General features: G+C 43.4%; 16 protein-coding genes. 5 read left to right on the top strand and 11 right to left on the bottom strand.

Going from position 1 to position 18,240, the window contains the following annotated elements:
- The 4 genes from VIN08_RS25345 to VIN08_RS25330 form a co-directional block, all read right to left on the bottom strand.
- On the bottom strand, window positions 1-855 hold an 855-nt coding region (locus VIN08_RS25345), incomplete at its 3' end, for a hypothetical protein (protein WP_331971610.1).
- A gap of 140 nt (window positions 856-995) precedes the next feature.
- A complete protein-coding gene (locus VIN08_RS25340; RefSeq protein ID WP_331971607.1) occupies window positions 996-1,850 on the bottom strand; it encodes a universal stress protein in 855 nt (284 codons plus the stop codon).
- Between the two features lie 84 nt (window positions 1,851-1,934).
- Complete coding sequence (locus tag VIN08_RS25335) at window positions 1,935-2,084, bottom strand: hypothetical protein (RefSeq protein WP_331971605.1); 150 nt, start codon at window positions 2,082-2,084, stop codon at window positions 1,935-1,937.
- Between the two features lie 27 nt (window positions 2,085-2,111).
- The gene (locus tag VIN08_RS25330; RefSeq protein WP_331971603.1) at window positions 2,112-2,327 is read right to left on the bottom strand and encodes a hypothetical protein; all 216 of its coding nucleotides are present in this window, start codon (window positions 2,325-2,327) and stop codon (window positions 2,112-2,114) included.
- A gap of 166 nt (window positions 2,328-2,493) precedes the next feature.
- On the opposite strand from VIN08_RS25330, the gene eat reads away from it, so the two are divergent.
- Window positions 2,494-3,837 (top strand): ethanolamine permease, encoded by a 1,344-nt coding sequence (gene eat / locus VIN08_RS25325; RefSeq protein ID WP_331971600.1) that lies wholly within the window; start codon window positions 2,494-2,496, stop codon window positions 3,835-3,837.
- 1 nt (window position 3,838) lies between these two features.
- Entirely contained in the window at window positions 3,839-5,215 is a 1,377-nt protein-coding gene (locus tag VIN08_RS25320) for an ethanolamine ammonia-lyase subunit EutB (RefSeq protein WP_331971598.1), read from the top strand.
- Window positions 5,216-5,245: 30 nt separating this feature from the next.
- Here VIN08_RS25320 and VIN08_RS25315 read toward each other — a convergent pair whose 3' ends face one another.
- Genes VIN08_RS25315 through VIN08_RS25295 form a run of 5 tightly spaced genes read right to left on the bottom strand, consistent with a single transcriptional unit; the run spans window position 5,246 to window position 10,640 of the window.
- On the bottom strand, window positions 5,246-5,731 hold the full coding sequence (locus VIN08_RS25315; protein ID WP_331971595.1) for a hypothetical protein: 486 nt from the start codon (window positions 5,729-5,731) through the stop codon (window positions 5,246-5,248).
- Between the two features lie 9 nt (window positions 5,732-5,740).
- Window positions 5,741-6,652 (bottom strand): transglutaminase domain-containing protein, encoded by a 912-nt coding sequence (locus tag VIN08_RS25310; RefSeq protein ID WP_331971592.1) that lies wholly within the window; start codon window positions 6,650-6,652, stop codon window positions 5,741-5,743.
- Between the two features lie 15 nt (window positions 6,653-6,667).
- Complete coding sequence (locus VIN08_RS25305; protein ID WP_331971589.1) at window positions 6,668-7,405, bottom strand: hypothetical protein; 738 nt, start codon at window positions 7,403-7,405, stop codon at window positions 6,668-6,670.
- Between the two features lie 60 nt (window positions 7,406-7,465).
- Window positions 7,466-8,665, bottom strand: a complete 1,200-nt coding sequence (locus VIN08_RS25300; protein ID WP_331971586.1) for a sigma-54 dependent transcriptional regulator — start codon at window positions 8,663-8,665, stop codon at window positions 7,466-7,468.
- Between the two features lie 7 nt (window positions 8,666-8,672).
- Window positions 8,673-10,640, bottom strand: coding sequence for a T9SS type A sorting domain-containing protein (locus VIN08_RS25295; protein WP_331971582.1), 1,968 nt, complete (start codon window positions 10,638-10,640; stop codon window positions 8,673-8,675).
- Between the two features lie 373 nt (window positions 10,641-11,013).
- On the opposite strand from VIN08_RS25295, the gene VIN08_RS25290 reads away from it, so the two are divergent.
- On the top strand, window positions 11,014-13,293 hold the full coding sequence (locus VIN08_RS25290; RefSeq protein ID WP_331971579.1) for a serine hydrolase: 2,280 nt from the start codon (window positions 11,014-11,016) through the stop codon (window positions 13,291-13,293).
- A 288-nt stretch (window positions 13,294-13,581) separates the two neighbouring features.
- Here VIN08_RS25290 and VIN08_RS25285 read toward each other — a convergent pair whose 3' ends face one another.
- Window positions 13,582-14,571, bottom strand: coding sequence for a phosphotransferase enzyme family protein (locus tag VIN08_RS25285; protein WP_331971576.1), 990 nt, complete (start codon window positions 14,569-14,571; stop codon window positions 13,582-13,584).
- A 195-nt stretch (window positions 14,572-14,766) separates the two neighbouring features.
- On the opposite strand from VIN08_RS25285, the gene VIN08_RS25280 reads away from it, so the two are divergent.
- Window positions 14,767-15,807, top strand: coding sequence for a hypothetical protein (locus tag VIN08_RS25280; protein WP_331971573.1), 1,041 nt, complete (start codon window positions 14,767-14,769; stop codon window positions 15,805-15,807).
- Between the two features lie 726 nt (window positions 15,808-16,533).
- Window positions 16,534-17,001, top strand: a complete 468-nt coding sequence (locus VIN08_RS25275) for a cold shock domain-containing protein (protein ID WP_331971571.1) — start codon at window positions 16,534-16,536, stop codon at window positions 16,999-17,001.
- A gap of 95 nt (window positions 17,002-17,096) precedes the next feature.
- On the opposite strand, the gene VIN08_RS25270 is transcribed toward VIN08_RS25275, so the two are convergent.
- Window positions 17,097-17,960 carry a sigma-70 family RNA polymerase sigma factor gene (locus tag VIN08_RS25270; RefSeq protein WP_331971568.1) on the bottom strand — a complete coding sequence of 288 codons (864 nt, stop codon included), beginning with the start codon at window positions 17,958-17,960 and terminating at the stop codon, window positions 17,097-17,099.
- Window positions 17,961-18,240 lie beyond the last annotated feature (280 nt).

Genomic DNA, 18,240 nt, shown 5'->3' with positions numbered 1-18,240 from the left:
CGCAAAAGAATTATCCGCTGTATAAGGAATGATCATATCATATAACGGCTCTACTATTTGTTGCTGCGTTTCGAGGTTGAAGTAACCAACCTTACCGTTCTTCTTAATCTCTACCAATCCCGGAACATCAAACCCGATCGTTCCGATCAGATCATACGCTGCCGGAATTATACTTGCTCCCTGTTCACTCACCAGCCCCATTGTGTAATTGCCAGGTTTTGTTTTAAGCGTAGTGCTCCATTCACCAATATTCCAGGTGCCTTTTATTACGTAGAAGTAGTTTTTCTGATCATAGGTAGTATACCAGATCACCGAATCGTATTGTTGCTGCAACGTTTTGGCCTGAGTATATATAGCCTCACGTTTCTTAAACTCCCGGGCAGTCTCAACCTTCCACTCCATTTCACCTCTGATAGAGGTGAATGCATTATAAAATTCTTCACCTTCAAGTTTTGTGATGACAAATGACTTTTTCTTTGGCTTCAACCAGAAGGTAATGGTAGCACTTTCTTGAAAGTCGCCATCAATGTTTTGCGAAGCAAAATGTGCAGGCATTGTAACACGTATTCCGGCTTCTTCTCTTGAGATAGCGGCATCAGCAAAACCAACGGAGCAGGCTATAAATTCATGTTCTTTATTTTGCAAAATGCGTATAGCCGAAAGGATAGATTCTTTGGATTGGTGCGCATCGAAATACCCCAGAATTACTTCATCGGATTTACTTAAACTGCTTTGAAAGCCGTTGAGGAACATGATTATATCCTGATCCGGTTCTTCTTTCTTCAGTACATTGCAGGCCACTGCGATCACCATAACGGCTGCCAGAATTTTAATGAAAAGTTTACGGGTAAACATAGCAAGGAGGTTAGGCAGCCAAGGTACGAAAACTATCACGATCATAAAAAAGGGAAACTGCCGAAGCTGTTTCCCTTTTCCAGACGGATGTGATTCCTGATGTTGGTATACTATCCGCTTAATGTTTACATAACATTTATTTATGAATTATGCAGGTTAACCGTAAACACCGGGCGGCCCATTTCCTTCACCACTTTATCAGAAAAGTGATGTGAGAAGATGCGGAAGCTGTTCGTACTGTTTTTCAATACGGCTACAAGGCCGGCACCGATCTGCCGTGCAAAATCCATCATACGTTCGGCTGCATCGTGACTTTCCAAAATAGTGACGGAATAATTTTCGAGGTTGGCAAGTTCTGCCATGCGTTTGAAGTATTCCTCTTCGATTGGCTCGCGATCGGAAGCAACATCGCGCACGTGTACCAGGTGTATATGCGCGTTGAAATATTTGGCCAGCAACCGGAGTGTTTCCAAACCGCGAACACTTTCACCGCCGGGTATAACATCTACCGCTGCCAGTATATTATTAAAACGCTCTACATTAAAACCATCGCGCACCGAAAGTACGGGACAGGAGGAAACTGCAATAGCCTGCTCCACATGATTACCGGTGAAGATCTCCTGTATATTTTCTTCTCCCGATGTGCCCATCACGATAAGGTCTATATTTTCGTTCTTTATATACTCATCCAGGCCGGCTTTAAAGTTACTGTCTACAATCGAAGTGGCGATCATTACATTTCCTAAACTATATTGTGCTGCCAAATCTTCCATGCGTTGCTTGGCTGCACGCAACATACGAAGGGTGTTTACTGTACCTTCTTCATCTACTTTGTAATTGACATCGCCTGTGGCCGAAAAACTTTCCCCCACGGGGTGTGGTGTAAAATGCACCAGACTGATAACAGCATCCGAGCGTTGAGCAATCTCTGCCGCCAGTTTCAATCCAAGCTCGGCAATCGGTGTGAGATCTGTAGGAACCAATATTTTTTTCATAAACATTTCATTAAAATATACTTCTCCCCTTCGTACTATATATTATTCAATGGAGTATAAAACAGTTCACGTTCTTACATACTGCTATACCTGGAAGAATATCTTTACTACTTTAAATGCCAGCAGAAACAAGTTATAAGAAAGCAATGGTATAAAATAGGTTATCTTACGATCGAATGAAGATTGCTTCTGTATAGCTATCTCTGACATGGATTGTTCTGCGATGCTTTCCATAACATGACGTGCATTAAATTCCACAAATTATTTTAACAATTGCAGCAAAGTAGGCTGAGGTTCGCTGATGCTTTTATAGTAAGCATCCAGAATAAAGGATACAAGAGTACGTTTGTCCAGGTCTTCCTCCATCACTGAATGAGTCAGTAATCCATCGCTGAACAATGCATAATGACGTTGTCCGGATTCCAGACGAGTGATTTTGAAATCGTAGGGCTGTCCCTTGTAATATACTTTTTTCATATGCGTGATCGTTTTTCCGAAATGCTCAAAAAAGTTATGCCAACACGCCAGCCATTCGCCAGGGAGGTTTTTCTGCAATCGAAAGAGGAAGCTTTCATCAGTAATTCCCCAAAAAACTACAGGAAGATTACACAAGTCGAAGCTTCGTTTTAGTACATTGTAAAGCATGAATCACTCCACCGAAAAAGTAGCACTCAAAAAAGTTCTCCGCCCTATACATCTGTGGGCTCTGGCTGTAGGTCTTGTTATATCCGGAGAGTATTTTGGGTGGAATTACGGATGGGGAGTAGCCGGCACAATCGGGTTCCTCATTGCTACACTTATTATCACGGTGATGTATATCACGTTCATCTTTAGTTTCACCGAGCTCACTACTGCTATACCGCATGCCGGCGGGCCCTTTGCTTATTCATTGCGCGCATTCGGCCCATGGGGCGGGCTCCTGGCCGGGTATGCCACGCTCATTGAATTTCTGCTGGCAACACCCGCCATCGCTTTTGCCCTGGGAAGCTATATGCACTTCATATACCCATCTATACCGGCAACAGAAACGGCAGTAGCCTGCTATGTTATTTTCACATTGGTAAATATGCTGGGTATAAAAGAGTCGGCTATATTTTCACTCATTGTTACCTTGCTCGCTGTAGCAGAGCTATTGATCTTCATGGGCATTGTAGCGCCTCACTTTGAAGTAAAGCAATTTGTAAACCATGCGTTGCCGGTACAATGGACGGGTATATTTGCGGCTTTACCTTTTGCCGTTTGGTTCTACCTCGCCATTGAAGGTGTAGCGATGGTAGCCGAAGAAGTAAAAGACCCGCATCGAAATATACCACGCGGGTATATATCCGGTATACTTACACTCACCTTGCTGGCACTGGGCGTTATGATCCTTTCGGGTGGCGCAGCCGATTGGCAGAAACTGGCAACCATCGATTATCCTTTACCGGAAACTATTGCCGCAGTGTTAGGCAAGAATAACAGCATCACAAAATTATTTGCCGGTATAGGTCTCTTCGGATTGATCGCATCCTTTCATGGTATCATTATCAGTTACTCACGGCAACTCTTCGCATTGGCACGCAGTGGGTTTCTTCCACCTGTATTAGCAACTGTTAATAAACGCTATCAAACTCCTCATTGGGCGCTGGTCGCAGGCGGCATCATCGGTATAGTGGCGCTCTATTCAGGCACTACCGATAAGCTTATTATTCTCTCCGGGTTGGGAGCCGTAGTGATGTACATCATCAGCATGCTGAGTCTCTTCGCGCTTCGTAAAAAAGAACCTGAACTGCTGCGACCGGTAAAGGCTCCGTTGTATCCATACTTTCCGTGTATTGCACTAATACTCTCTGTGCTTTGCCTCATCGCCATTGTATACTATAATTTCTGGCTGAGTGTAATCTTTTTCATTGGATTCGATATTACGGTAATGCTTTTTGCCTGGAAGAAGAAAACCTTTCCGGCCGCTATATCTCCCGACCTGGTTACTCTTTCTGAAATCAACTGACATGGCTTACCGGTATACTATAGGGACCACCAACTATATATTTGATGATCTGCGGACGCTGCTGGCAAAGGCTTCTCCCTATCGCTCGGGTGATGCTCTCGCAGGACTTGCCGCTACGCGCTACGAAGAAAGGGTAGCTGCTCAGCTCGCATTGGCAGATGTACCGCTGAAAACATTTTTAGAAGAACCTGTTATACCGTATGAACGGGACGAGGTGACTCGCCTTATATTAGACGAGCATGATACCGCAGCTTTTGCAACGATCGGTAGTCTTACCGTTGGCGAGCTCCGTGACTGGCTTCTATCTGATTTAACTACTACCTCTATACTGCAAGCTCTGGTTCCCGGACTTACTCCGGAAATGGTGGCGGCTGTCTCCAAGCTGATGCGCAACCAGGACCTGATCGCTGTAGCATCGCGATGCGAAGTCGTTACGCGCTTCCGAAATACATTAGGGCTCAAAGGACATCTTGCTACTCGCTTACAGCCTAACCACCCTACTGATGATCTGAAAGGTATAGCAGCAAGTCTGCTGGATGGTTTGCTCTATGGTAGTGGCGATGCCGTGATTGGTATCAACCCTGCTACCGATAATCCGGCTGCGGTACATGCATTGCTGAACATGATCGACCAGGTGCGTGAGCGCTTTGCTATACCGACACAATCGTGCGTGCTGTGCCACGTTACCACAACGCTACAGCTACTGGAAAAAGGAGCTCCGGTTGATCTCACCTTTCAATCTATAGGAGGAACTGAAAAAACGAACAAGAGCTTTGGTATAAGCCTGGCGATGCTACGGGAAGCATACGAAGCAACACTGGCCTTGAATCGTGGAAGTATAGGTAATAATGTAATGTACTTCGAGACCGGCCAGGGAAGTTCACTTTCTGCACAAGCCCATGAGGGTGTAGACCAGCAAACCTGCGAGGCGCGTGCATACGCTGTTGCCCGAAAATATAACCCGCTATTGGTTAATTCTGTTGTAGGATTTATAGGGCCTGAATATTTATACGATGGCAAGCAGATTATTCGCGCTGCGCTGGAAGATCATTTTTGCGGAAAGTTACTGGGCCTGCCCATGGGAATGGATATCTGCTATACCAACCATGCGGAAGCTGACCAGGATGATATGGACAATCTGTTAACGCTGCTGGCTGTAGCGGGTTGCAACTATATAATGGGTGTGCCCGGTGCCGATGATATTATGCTCAACTATCAGTCAACCTCGTTTCATGATGCGCTCTATATACGAAAGGTATTAGGACTGCGCCCGGCACCTGAATTTGAGCGCTGGCTTGTTCGCCAGGGTATAGCCGATGCCGAAGGTAATTTTTTAACAGTGGGTTCTTCGCATCCATTGTTAAAGGAACAATGGTAGTCTTGCTATATATATACGCGAATAGTAAATCTATATCTTCTTCGAAGTGCCTTCTGAATAATCAATGATAGAAACCTGCAACTGTGCAGCTATCGGACGAAGCTTCGCTATAAGTTTCTCTTTACTGTTGCGCGTCATCAGGTGTATCTTATCCTCTTCGGAAAATTTGAGAAAGCCATCGTACACATCGCTTCGTATAGTGGATGAACCGGTATAACGATTCAACGTCTGGCTTACCTTGTTCTTCTTGATAAAGATATACTCTATTCTTTCAAAACTGCCTTTATCTCCGCTCTTCAGTCCGAGTATCCAGGTATAGTCATGATACTCTTTTTTGTCGAAATCAATGCCAAGCCTGTAATGGGTAGTAAAGATCAGAAGACTAACCACGGCCAGTATTGTACCGATCACTACGTTTGCCATCATCACCAGTAAACCCGATATCAATACGCCCACGCCCAGTATAACAACAGTGCCCGAAAAATAGGCCGATGTTTTGAAGTCGATCGATTTCATAGTGAAATGTTATTTTGTCATTTTATACCGCAAGGCTCCTTTACTATTCAGGTAAATATGTAAATAGGGTGAATAAGTTTTCATTTCATAGTGAAATTCAACATATCCGTCTTTCGTTTCAGCTTTTACTTCTTCCGATATTTTTGCAGTAGAGGGCTTAATGCTTACACGATCTATAGGTATATCCGATTTAAATTTAAAATCGATCACATCGCCCTTTTTAAACTTCAAGATGCCATCATCCGGACTAAGCTCCCGTATACTCATCTGCACAGCAGATGCATAGAAAAAGGGATAATTCACAAATCTCTTCTCTGATACTTTCCCTCCCAGGAACCATTGTTTATCGGCAGGAAAGTGATCGTATGAAAACAGATCAGGTGGCGTACAAAAATAAAAATCCTGAAAATTGAAAGTAAAAATATTATCCAAAGTACCTCCGGCTCCCCAGGTCGGATCACATAAATACCATTCGCCATCAACCTGAATTGCATTCCAATCATGGTCCATCTTGCCAAGCGGCTTTCCTATAGTATAGTAATCTTTCGCCCAGCCGGTAACAATTACACAAGGCAAATTTGCCTGCTGGCACAGAGCCTGAAACAGCCTGCTATAACCAGCGCACACTGCCTTACCTCTCTTGATAATTTTTTGAGGATCGGTTTCCCGTAAGGCTGGCTTTCGAAGTGCCTCCACATCATATTCTATATTATGTGCTACCCAGGTAAATATAGATCTATATTTCTCCAGATCGCTGGTACAATACTCGGTAAGATTGTTTGTGAGCTTTTCTATATTGTTACGAGGTTTTACTTTTTTCGCCAGCGAATCGATGCGTGAATAATCCTTCTTCCAAAATTCATTGGCAAAAACATCCAAACTAAAACTCCCCATCAAAACAACCAATAAGGTTGTCAACATTTTTCTATACATAGGTTACTTCAACTTCGTAAACTCATACTTCAACGTCACGGTATCAAACGGAATCGCTTTAAAGTCCGTATATATGGTATCGATGTAATTTTTCTCTTTTCGAATCCATCGTACTTTATAGGCTACTCCACTCTCCACGGGAATATCGCTTGAGATGGTTCGTTTTCCATCAACATCATGAATTACATAGGAAGCTATATACTCCGCCCTGCTTGTATCTTCAAAATCATCCAGGCTAAAGTAACTCCATCGGTCGTAAGGCTGATCTCCTTTCTTCATATACAAGTATACCGTATCTGTTGATTTGTCACTGCGATCGCGTGTTAATGATAGTATGACTGTCGTGGCAGGTTTCAGGTGAACTATATACTCGTTTACCCGGCCTTTTTGTATTTCATGATTCATGGTCGTATCATCGAGATCAACCCAGTAATGTTCATTGGAGACTTCTATCCAATAGGGGTCGCAATCATTTTCAGGAACGGTCCACTGATAGCTTACCCGATCTGGCTGGTATAGCAAGGTATCCACGATGCGATCCATCGATACACCATAACGTATGGCGAGCTGTACAGAATCAATACGTTTATTGGTAAACTTATCATATACTTTAACATGCACGGTGGTTGGACCTGAACCTTTTACACAGAGATCATCCGTTTCATGCCATAGCAAGAGCAATGGAATAAGAATAATCATTCCCAATCCCACCAGGCCATAGAGTATATATCGAAATTTCATTCAGTACCTGAAAAGATCAGCCTTTCAATTATAGTGGTGCAGCAATATACAAACAGAAATTTACGCAGCGTTCGATCCACTTTCCGTAAAGAGTATATCATCGGCATCAATCTGATCATTATCACTCAGCAGGGCAGCGCGCTCTATTACCGACTTCAGTTCACGCACATTGCCGGGCCAGCTGTGTTTCAGCAGACGATCGGCTGCACTGTTGGAAATTGTTTTCAGAGACATTTTATTCGATTTGCAGAATATCGTGAGAAAGTTCTTGGCCAGTATAATTACATCATTGCCACGATCGCGCAGTGGCGGAAGATGAATAAGAAATCCTTGCAGGCGGTACATCAGGTCTTCGCGAAATTTACCTTCGCGTACACGTTGTCCGAGGTCTTTATTCGTAGCCGCGATAACCCGTATATCCAGTTTGATTTCTTTGTTGCTACCCACGCGGGTAATTTTACTATCCTGTAAAACACGGAGTAACTTCGCTTGCAAGTCGAGCGGCATCTCTCCTATCTCATCGAGGAAGATCGTTCCATCATTGGCTTCTTCAAATTTACCAATGCGTTTATAGGAGGCTCCGGTGAATGCACCTTTCTCATGACCAAATAATTCACTCTCAATCAGGTCTACCGGTATAGCGGCCATATTTACCGGCACAAAAGGTCTGCGACTGCGCGGAGAGTTATAATGAATGGATGCTGCCACTACTTCTTTACCGGTTCCGCTTTCACCTGTAATAAGTGTAATCAGGTTGGTGTTCTCTACTTTCTGAATCAGCTTCAATACCTGCAGCACCGGTCGGCTATCGCCCAATATAGTATTATAGCGGTTACGATCTATGATCTGTTCGCGCAGCTCCAATACTTCTTTTCGCAGGTTGGTGCTATCAATGAGATTACGCAGGGAGTTGTTCAGTTCAAAAACTACATTTTCATTTTTAATGATATAGTTGTTCACGCCTTTATTATAGGCCTCCACCACTACTTCCAGTTTCTCTTGTCCGGAGAGAAGAATGGTGCGAATGTCGGAGTTGGTTTCTTTTATCCGTTGCAAAATCTCCAGGCCACTCATGTCGGGGAGATTATAGTCGATAATAACTATATCTGGCGCCAGGTGTATGTTATTTAAAAACTCCCGGCCGTTGGCAAATACATGGATATCGTACAGGTCATTTTGTTCCAGTGATATCTTGATGAACCGCGTGATGATCGGATCGTCATCCACTAAAAAAATCCGGGTAACATATTTTTTGCTCATAACTCCGTTAATGTCTGACAATAATTTTTTCAACTTTCTTCTCAGCACCACTCGTTACTTCCAGTATATAGATGCCGTTCTCCATGGCGGCAACATCGATCTGCGACTCCTGCTCGGTAAAAGTATTGGTATATACTACATTGCCTCTGCTGTTCACCATCTTTACGGCTGTGGGTCCATTGCCGGTAACTACAACATTCAGTTTATCGGATACAGGATTCGGGTATAGCGAAATGGTGCCCCCTTCGTCTGATACTTTTATATCCTTCGTATCAACATATACCACATTGGAATAAGTATACTTTTTATCATAATCCGTTTGCTTCAAACGGTAATACGCTACCGATGTGCGCACCGTTTTATCGGTGGCCGAATAACGGATCTCTTTCACCGAATTACCGGCTCCCTTCTCATATAGTATTGAATCGAATTTTATACCATCGGCCGAGCGCTCAATAGTAAAGTAATCGTTGTTCTCTTCACTGGCCGTTGCCCAACTCAGATCTACGGCATTGTCTGCCACCACTCCCGAGAAATACAGCAACTTCACCGGCAGGGTAATTATACCTGTGCCCGGTATAGATGAGATCGCCATTCTGCTGGATGCCGGTGTGCCTGCCGGAGTAGCCGTGTTACTGGTACAACCCGCACAATCTTTACCGGTTGTACCCACAGTACTTTGTATAGTAACATTAGCATTGGTGGTAGGATTTGTTTCCATAATTATACCTACACCACCACCGGCACCACCTCCATGCGAAGCAGCGTCTGTTACGTTACCACCACTGCCTCCGTTGGCTCTTGCTATAATTCCGCAGGTGAGTGAATATCCGTTAACATCCAGTACAATTACACCACCACCTCCACCACCACCAGCCCCATCGTTGCCCCCGGTGTTAGCGGCATTGGCACCATCGGCTATAAAACCGTAGGTTCCTCCACAGGTAGACTTTACTGTTTTAGCACGTATAACAATAATGCCACCACCATTGGCACCACTCGATGCAAGACTGTTATTCTGCTGGCCGGAGCCTCCACCTCCGCCAAAGAATACCCTGTTGGTGAGTGATGAATATGTGAAAGCTTTTCCACCAACGCCACCGGCATTTGCCACAGCACAACTGCCTCCCGGTTGATAGCCCTGTCCGCCATTGCCACCATAGGTGTGATTACTACCGGCACCACCGCCAGCGTTGTGCGGATTACCCCCACCCCCACCGTTGGCCTGTGCACCACGGGCATATAAACTTCCATCTGTAGATATACCTTCTCCTTTCGCAGCAAAGTCGTTCACAGTAGATTTATAGGTTCCGTTATCAGGGCAATCGCCATTGCTTCCGCCATTGGCACCACCGGCAAAACCTTGCCCGCTCACATTTATACTGCCGCCCAATGTAAGATCGTTGGAAACCTGGAAGGCCACAACGCCACCCCTACCCTGCGTTGCACTCCAGGGCGTAGCCGTAATGGTACCGGTTACAGTAGCATCGGTATAGGAAGGCACACTCACAAGCTGTACATACCCACCTGCCGTATAGCTGTTGGTAAGACTTGTAACGGTAATGGAATAAGGACCTGAACCTGTGCGGGCCGATATAACGGCAAACTCATAATAGCCGGCATTGTTCAGACTCGATACAGTACCATAGCTGGAAGTATTGGAGTTATCGATGTTGGCGCCTTTGGCCTGGTATATCATAATGGTTTTACCAACAGCAAAATCGGCTATACTCCCCGAAAGATTATCGGCCGTAAAAGTTTTGCTGCTAATAGCCGTGACTCGCAGATAACTATTGATAACGCCACTGATATTGGTAGCTGCTCTCGCGGTGAGCGGTACACCTACATTCAGATAAAATATGATACCGGCTATAATAATACCGGCTACTGCAAATACAGAACCGATGATAATAAGTTTGGTGCTTAGTTTGGTGGTAACTGTTGGCCGGGGCGTTTGCCGTGCTTTTAACTTCATAACGGGAGGTTTTTAACATGATAATTTATAAAAAATATTTCATAATCATCATGCCAGCACGGGAGGGATATTTGTTAGCCCGTTAGCCGTTATTAGTTATCCGTTCTAAGTTCTTCGTGTAAGGTTACGTGCTTCCGGACTTCCCGTCTTTCCACAATTTCACAAAAGAAAAGAATCAAAAAAGAAAATCACTACTATAACTAGGTGAGTAATTATATAGTGATTCAAATCTAAAGGTTCATCTGCGGAAATAGTTATTCGTTGATTTAAAACTTGATTTTTAGGTATGTACAGAAAAAACTACATTTTTTTTATCTCTCAGGCAGCGAATCACTGACGTCATGCATTTTATCTATAACGGTTAATCAACTTTATGATAAAATTCCAGATACTTATTATAGCCATTTTTTTTGTCTTACCAATTTATGCGCAAAAGTATACTAATCCTGAGGTGTTAAAACTAGAAGGCTTAATTCATGATGAGTCAGATAATCCGTTGCCTTTTGCATTCATCAACATCCCGACACGCGCTACAGGCACCATTAGCAACGCGCAAGGTTTATTCTCTCTGACGATTTCTAAAGCTTATCTGGAAGATACACTCGTAATATCACACCTGAGCTTTGAATCCTTTAAAGCTAAACTTTCAGATTATGTAAAACAGAGAAACAACGTTGTAGTTCTTAAGCAAAAACCTTTCATGCTAAAGGAAGTTGTAGTTGAGTCACTTGATCCTGTGAAGCTCATTGAGACAAGTATCGCCAAAATTACTAACAACTACTATAATGACCGTCACGTAACCACTGGGTTCTACAGGATCGATACAAAGCGAGATGCGGAACACATTCAGCTTTCAGAAGCTGTGTTTGAAATCTTTAACCATGGTTATGGAAAGGACAAGAACAGTCTATTTAAGCTAATAAAAATGCGCGCGATAAAAGATGAAAAGGCTTCCCATGGTCTTGATCTTGGACTTAAGCCGAAAGGCGTTTACGAATTTGATGTTATTAAAAACATCCGTCACTCGGAAGTGTTAGGTAAAAAGAACCTAAAAAAACACGTATTCGATATTGCGGGTATTGTTGATTATAAAGGGACGGATGCATACGAGGTAACATTTGATCAGCGTGATGGGTTAAAAGAATCTCTCTATGAGGGCAAGATCTTTATCGATGTTAATAGCCTTGCTTTGCTTTCAATTGAATATTCTCGTAGCAAGAAAGGCATTCTGTATGCGCAATATGGCGATGCTCCTACACGAGCGTTGATGAAGATCGTTGGTATTGACATCGGAATTAAAAATGAGTTCTGCAAGATCAACTATGAGAAGTATGGTGATGCCTTTGTTCTGTCAACGGTAAAGAATATTGTTACTCTAAATTTCAAAAGCGAACGATCCCATTACGACTTTACCTGCAACACTGTTGTTGATTATGTTGTTACTGCTGTTGATACCACTCGTCAAAATGAATTTACTGCTGAAGAGACGCTGGGAAACAATAAGCTTATCGAATTCCAAAACCTTGAGCCTGATAGCGACTTCTGGAAGGGGTATAACACCATTCTTCCGGATTATAATGCGAACGCCATTGCCAAGGCAATAAAAGACAAAAACAATTCTTATAATTTAAGAAAACAAGTTGAACCTCGTCTAGCCAAGTTACCTGAAGATGTATCTCTGCGGATAGATACTATAATCAATTTTTACCATAAGAATGGTGAATTTAACGGTAACGCATTGGTGAAGCACAACGGTAAATTGGTGCTACAGAAATACTACGGCAAGGCAACTACTACCCCAGAGCAATTACATAATAACAACTCTGAATTCAGGATAGGTTCGTTAACAAAATCGTTTACATCAATACTTATTTTCCAACTGATAAATGAAGGTAAAATAGAGCTGACTGATTCGATTGGTAAATTCATTCCGTGGTACATACACAAGTATGTAACGATTGAACACTTGCTTACTCATACATCAGGAATTCCGAACTATACAAATAACATTGCATATTTAACTGAAATACTAACCCAGGAGATACCACTTAAGGATATCATAACCCGTTATTGCAGTGACTCCCTTGAGTTTAAAAGCGGTGATAAATTTCAGTATTCAAACTCAGGGTTTGTAATATTAGCTGCCATCGCAGAAGTAGTAAGTGGTCAAAGATACGGTGATCTCTTGCAGCAAAGCATCTTTGAACCTGCATTGATGACTCATTCTAAATTCGCAGCTACCGCATTGAACACAACGGGTTACTTATATGGAAAACCCGAGCCAAGGTATCCTGTTGCCAATGTTGCAGGTGCAGGCGGCATTAGCTCAACAACTAAAGACTTGATGCTGTTCGGCGAGGCTCTACGCAATAATAAGTTATTGCCAGATTCCTATGTCCAGAAAATGTATAAGCCAAAGGCACTATATAACGATTGGGATGGATATTATGCGTACGGGTGGATGGTTGATCGATTTATGTTTAAAGCCTCCAAGAATCATACAATCATATATCATCCGGGAACCGATTTTGGATATTACGCCATGTTCGTGCAACAGCCAGATAATGACAATATTGTTATCCTATTAAATAACACTGGTGATTTTCCTCGCTTTGATATGACAGACCTGATCTTAAATGAGCTTAATAGGTGAACCAATCGGCAATTAGGCTTCCGTTTAAAACGTATCTGACTTTTATTTGATATTAAACGATCATAGTTCGAATCTCATTAAGTCGATAAGCGAATAACGAATAATAGAAGTTGATATAGCTTGTATGTTTAATTTGCAAAGAAGATGTCGGTAATTGTCATTCGTAGATTAGACGACCAAGATTGTGCTATCGCTATAGTAGCTGAGCTTTCGATGTTCAAGAGTCGAATTTAACGTTGAGTCCTTATTCGTTATTCCAATTAACTATTCACGATTTACAATCAGCGGTTAACGGTCAGCGAACGCTATATCATACATTCGCTTCACACGTGCTATAATATAGCGTTTGAGGTAGGCTTCATTCAGAAAAACGTTCGACCAGTTATCGAAGCGCTTGCACTGAACTCCGAGGTAAAAGAAATACAGGCACACACTCAGCATGGGAAGTATACGTTTCTCTTCGGCACTGATGGCCGCTATACTTTCATAGCCTTTCAAAAAGCTTTCTCTTTTTAAAATATACTGTGCTTCATCCGGTTCTACTAAAGACAGTTGCATCAGGTAATAAGCTATATCCAGGCAAAGCCAGCCGTTGCCACAGAAGTCGAAGTCGAAGAGTGTAATGCCATGTTCTTTGCTAATGTTGAGATTATCGAACCAGATGTCGAGGTGCACAGCGCCTTTCCTTAATTGTAAGGTATCAATCGCTTTGAACGCCTGAAGCAGCTCCTGCTGTGCTGCAAACATAAACATCATCTCTTCGGTTTGTGCGGGAAGAAATCTCTTGAGTGTTTCCAAGGGTTCGATGAGCAATACACGTGAAGAATATGTTGTACGATCCAGTGCATAGTCGATTGTAAGGTTATGGATCCGCCCCATCATCACTCCGATCTGTTCATGTATAGTTTCCGAAAAATTCTGCAGTTTATTACCCGGTGCATACGAGAACATCACAGCATACCGCGTTCCTTCGGGTGCTTCCAGGGTCTGAATATCATTGCCCTGTATATCCGCTATAGGATACGAAGCCTGTATCGCATGACTATGTAAATGACGAATGAGTCGCAGCTCTTCCACAATCTCTTCGCGTGTGCGCCAGCCCAGACTATAGATGCGAAATACATACCTCGTTGCACCATCTTCTACCAGGTAAGAATGGTTAACACCCGCGCGCAGCAGGGTGCACGTTGACAGGCTTGACAAGTGGTATAATTCTCTCAGGTATACATTCAGGTGCTGGGCCGAGAGTGTAGAAGTTATTACCGGGATAGTGTTCACGATTCGCTGAAAGGTTGGGTTGAGCTGATATTTCAGGCGCAAGGTTAAATATACCCGAACATGCCTGTTTATTCGGGGCAGCGAAAATAGAAAAATTACCGGTAATACCGCGGGCGATTTATACAAAGCGCCAATCCATAGTCACCCGTTTTGCTTATCCGTTGATTCCCTATATTTGCATCCCTTTTTAAATTCATGATGTTTCGAATAGTTGGAAGTCTCTTCCTTACAGTGTTTCTGCATACACTGGCATTGAGTCAGCAAACAGATAACCTTACCGATGGGCCGGAGCCCGAGGGTGGTTTATCCAAATTGGCGCTGATCTACTACAAGATCAATTTTACATCTGCACAGCGCAAAATGCTGGAAGATGTTCCGCTTGAATTTATGTATAGCGTAGATGCCAACGGTAACGCTACACTGGAAGACATAAAAGGTATAGATGACGCTGCTATACTCGACAGCCTGGTGGCTAAATCCGTACGACTGCCAAAGTTTCAACCACGAGTGAAGGATGGTATAGCAGAGAGTTCTATATACTTTATGAAACTGACCTTCCCGAAATATAGGTTGGTGAATAGCTATACGGCCTATCCTGCCAATCGCGTTACCATGGACGACTTTGAAACGATCGAGCGGTCGCACTGGCGGCAGGATATATTCTTTGCTGGCGCAGCCAATGCTTTTGCCGGCAATGCAGCTGAATACCTGCGGCCCGGTGGTGGCTTTCGCATGGAATTTATGTATATGAATGAAAAAACAGTTGGAGGCGGACTGGTGATTTCGCTCTTTGGCAACGGCAGTAAAAAGGATTACCCCATCGCTACCAGTCGTGCGCAAAACAACGCACCCCCTACCATGTTTGTTGGCGGGGCTGTGAACCGGATACTGATCTCAAAGGAGAGACACGAACTCAATGCGCAGTTAGAGTTTTCGTATGCGCTTCAAAACGTTGTAAGCCGCGACAAGACAAACAATGATTACCTGCAACTGAAAGGATTCAGCCCCGGTATAACGATAAACTACCTGATGGCCTTTGGTAAAGATAGAGTACAGTATACATTTGGCCCTCGTCCCATGCTTATCCGAAACGCGGTAAACTTTCATGCAGCAGTTCGGCCGGTATTTTTCAATCTTCACCAGGCATCCGGAGTAATGTTTGAGCTTGGTATCGGCTATCGACTGAGTATGTACTCTATACTTTCATACGATCTGAAGCCTACTCATACCAACTAATATAAAATAGAACGAGGAGCTATATTTCCCGGGGTTAGTCCGGATGAAATATACTCCTCATTCACCTTTCTACCTACCGTGCTTTACTTTACTACAGTCGCGATCTTCGCGGTTATCGGAATATTAAATAGAATCAGGAAGAGGCCGGGAAGAAATTCACTTTACTATAATTACATCCAACCCGACTTTTCCAGTCGCTACATCTATATACTAACAACTATTTTCTACTAACGTTTTAATGTATATATACCTGATTCAGCCAACGGTATATCGGTTATAAATAGCTTATTGAATTTACTATATTTCAGTATACCACACCAGTATTTATACTACTTTATACGTAGCTATAATAAGTTTTGTAATTGTTTTAACATTCATTAATCACCTTGCTATATACGTCCGGTAATGGTGAGCAGGTGGCCCGTTTATAGTTATAGACTTTACATCTTTAGTCCTGTTGCATCCACCTGGCAGCACCGATATTGACACTATGCATGCCACTTAACAGGGGTTAGTCCATACAAGAATTGTTGCCCCCTTATTAGTTTATTGTAAAAACGGAGGTGGTCGTACACCGATCTGACAACTCCGAAAGACTTCAAAAAAAATTTCCTGGCTATTTTTTGAGAATATTTCGGTATATTGAGTCAAATTTTCTGTACTGCGAAATGAAGGCATGCTGCCGGAAGTAACAAGTACATAAAGACTATCGATCATTTAAACCGTATGGCCAAGCAAGACGAGTCAGCACACAAAAAAGAAGTGGAGAAAAGAAAGCTCCAGAAGAAAAAAGAAAAAGAACAACGCAGAGAAGAGCGTAAGGCAAACGCCAAAGAAGGGCGTAGCCTGGAAGATATGATTGCATACGTAGATGAAAACGGCAATCTGACCTCAACTCCGCCCGATCCATCCAAGAAAAAAGTAATTGACGAAAAGGATGTGGTTATCGGAGCGCGTAACAGCAGTTCATCAGCCGACCAGGCTGCCAACGACAGCGCTGGCCGCAAAGGTGTTGTTACGTTCTTTAACACATCCAAAGGCTTTGGATTTATTAAAGATTCCTCCACACAGGAAAGTATATTCGTTCACATCCACAATGTAACCGGCTCGATCAAAGAGAACGACCGTGTTGCCTTCGAAACAGAGCGCGGCCCGAAAGGGTTGAGTGCTGTAAGGGTGAAGATCATTTCATAAAAGATACCGAAGGGTGCCTTCCCTATAAAAAAATAACCACCGGATACGGTGGTTATTCTTTATCTATAGTATATAGTATCTAACTGAATCAGAAATTATCCGAGATACGCCTTGAGCGACTTGCTGCGGGATGTGTGCCGTAGCCTGCGCGTTGCTTTTTCCTTTATCTGGCGTACACGCTCGCGTGTCAGGTTAAATTTCTCACCGATCTCCTCCAGCGTCATCGGGTTGCCGCCATTCAAACCAAAATAATCGGAGATTACTTCAGCTTCACGTTGTGTAAGCGTAGCCAGTGCGCGGGAAACTTCACGCTTCAGCGAGTCCATGATCAGGGCAGAATCCGGAGTTTCACCATCGGTGCTTTCCAGTACATCGAGCAGATTGTTCTCTTCACCATTGGCAAAAGGAGCATCCATCGATACATGTCGGCCGGATGAGCGCAGCGTGCTTTCAACCTCTTCTACCGGTATCTGCATTACTTCCGCCAGCTCTTCCGGAGAAGGCTCGCGTTGAAACTTCTGTTCCAGTTCAGAGAAGGTACGGGTAATTTTATTGAGTGAACCAACACGGTTCAACGGTAAACGTACTACGCGTGATTGCTCTGCGAGTGCCTGAAGAATAGACTGACGGATCCACCATACGGCATAGGAGATGAATTTGAACCCGCGGGTTTCATCGAAACGCATGGCTGCTTTGATCAAACCAACGTTTCCTTCGTTGATCAAATCTCCCAGCGTTAAGCCGTTGTTCTGATATTGCTTGGCCACCGATACCACAAAGCGCAGGTTTGCCTTCGTCAGTTTTTCCAATGCAATCTGGTCGCCATTTCGTATTCTTCTGGCAAGCTCCACTTCCATCTCTGCCGTGATGAGCTCTACCTTGCCAATTTCCTGTAAATACTTGTCGAGCGACTGACTCTCGCGATTGGTAATCTGCTTAGCGATCTTTAACTGCCTCATTGATATACTTGTATTATAGTTGCGTATGAATAACCGTACGAAGGGAAAATAAAGTTCACGCGGAGCGAGTGTCTTTTCACCTTCTTATCGGTGAGGGGACTTGGGAAGTCCTCTGCGGGATAATAACTGTTAGAAGGCCTGAAAAGATTCACCATGCGGGGAATTTTAATGGAACTAAGGCTGAAAGATACTGAATTCCGTTGAGAACTCGAAGCAAAGAATATAACAGGCATCTGCATAGCTTCAATGGACGGCCATATCGATCGTTTTCGGTATCCAG

Source organism: Ohtaekwangia sp., from assembly GCF_036568665.1.
In the GTDB taxonomy this organism is placed as follows: domain Bacteria; phylum Bacteroidota; class Bacteroidia; order Cytophagales; family Cyclobacteriaceae; genus Ohtaekwangia.
This window is presented reverse-complemented; position numbering and strand designations above follow the sequence as displayed.

What these genes read in the sequence shown, in the direction of transcription:
- VIN08_RS25340 (WP_331971607.1), bottom strand. Translation starts at nt 1,850, where the DNA reads ATGAAAAAAATATTGGTTCCTACAGATCTCACACCGATTGCCGAGCTT.
- VIN08_RS25335 (WP_331971605.1), bottom strand. Translation starts at nt 2,084, where the DNA reads ATGGAAAGCATCGCAGAACAATCCATGTCAGAGATAGCTATACAGAAG.
- VIN08_RS25330 (WP_331971603.1), bottom strand. Translation starts at nt 2,327, where the DNA reads ATGAAAAAAGTATATTACAAGGGACAGCCCTACGATTTCAAAATCACT.
- eat (WP_331971600.1), top strand. Translation starts at nt 2,494, where the DNA reads ATGAATCACTCCACCGAAAAAGTAGCACTCAAAAAAGTTCTCCGCCCT.
- VIN08_RS25320 (WP_331971598.1), top strand. Translation starts at nt 3,839, where the DNA reads ATGGCTTACCGGTATACTATAGGGACCACCAACTATATATTTGATGAT.
- VIN08_RS25315 (WP_331971595.1), bottom strand. Translation starts at nt 5,731, where the DNA reads ATGAAATCGATCGACTTCAAAACATCGGCCTATTTTTCGGGCACTGTT.
- VIN08_RS25310 (WP_331971592.1), bottom strand. Translation starts at nt 6,652, where the DNA reads ATGTTGACAACCTTATTGGTTGTTTTGATGGGGAGTTTTAGTTTGGAT.
- VIN08_RS25305 (WP_331971589.1), bottom strand. Translation starts at nt 7,405, where the DNA reads ATGAAATTTCGATATATACTCTATGGCCTGGTGGGATTGGGAATGATT.
- VIN08_RS25300 (WP_331971586.1), bottom strand. Translation starts at nt 8,665, where the DNA reads ATGAGCAAAAAATATGTTACCCGGATTTTTTTAGTGGATGACGATCCG.
- VIN08_RS25295 (WP_331971582.1), bottom strand. Translation starts at nt 10,640, where the DNA reads ATGAAGTTAAAAGCACGGCAAACGCCCCGGCCAACAGTTACCACCAAA.
- VIN08_RS25290 (WP_331971579.1), top strand. Translation starts at nt 11,014, where the DNA reads ATGATAAAATTCCAGATACTTATTATAGCCATTTTTTTTGTCTTACCA.
- VIN08_RS25280 (WP_331971573.1), top strand. Translation starts at nt 14,767, where the DNA reads ATGATGTTTCGAATAGTTGGAAGTCTCTTCCTTACAGTGTTTCTGCAT.
- VIN08_RS25275 (WP_331971571.1), top strand. Translation starts at nt 16,534, where the DNA reads ATGGCCAAGCAAGACGAGTCAGCACACAAAAAAGAAGTGGAGAAAAGA.
- VIN08_RS25270 (WP_331971568.1), bottom strand. Translation starts at nt 17,960, where the DNA reads ATGAGGCAGTTAAAGATCGCTAAGCAGATTACCAATCGCGAGAGTCAG.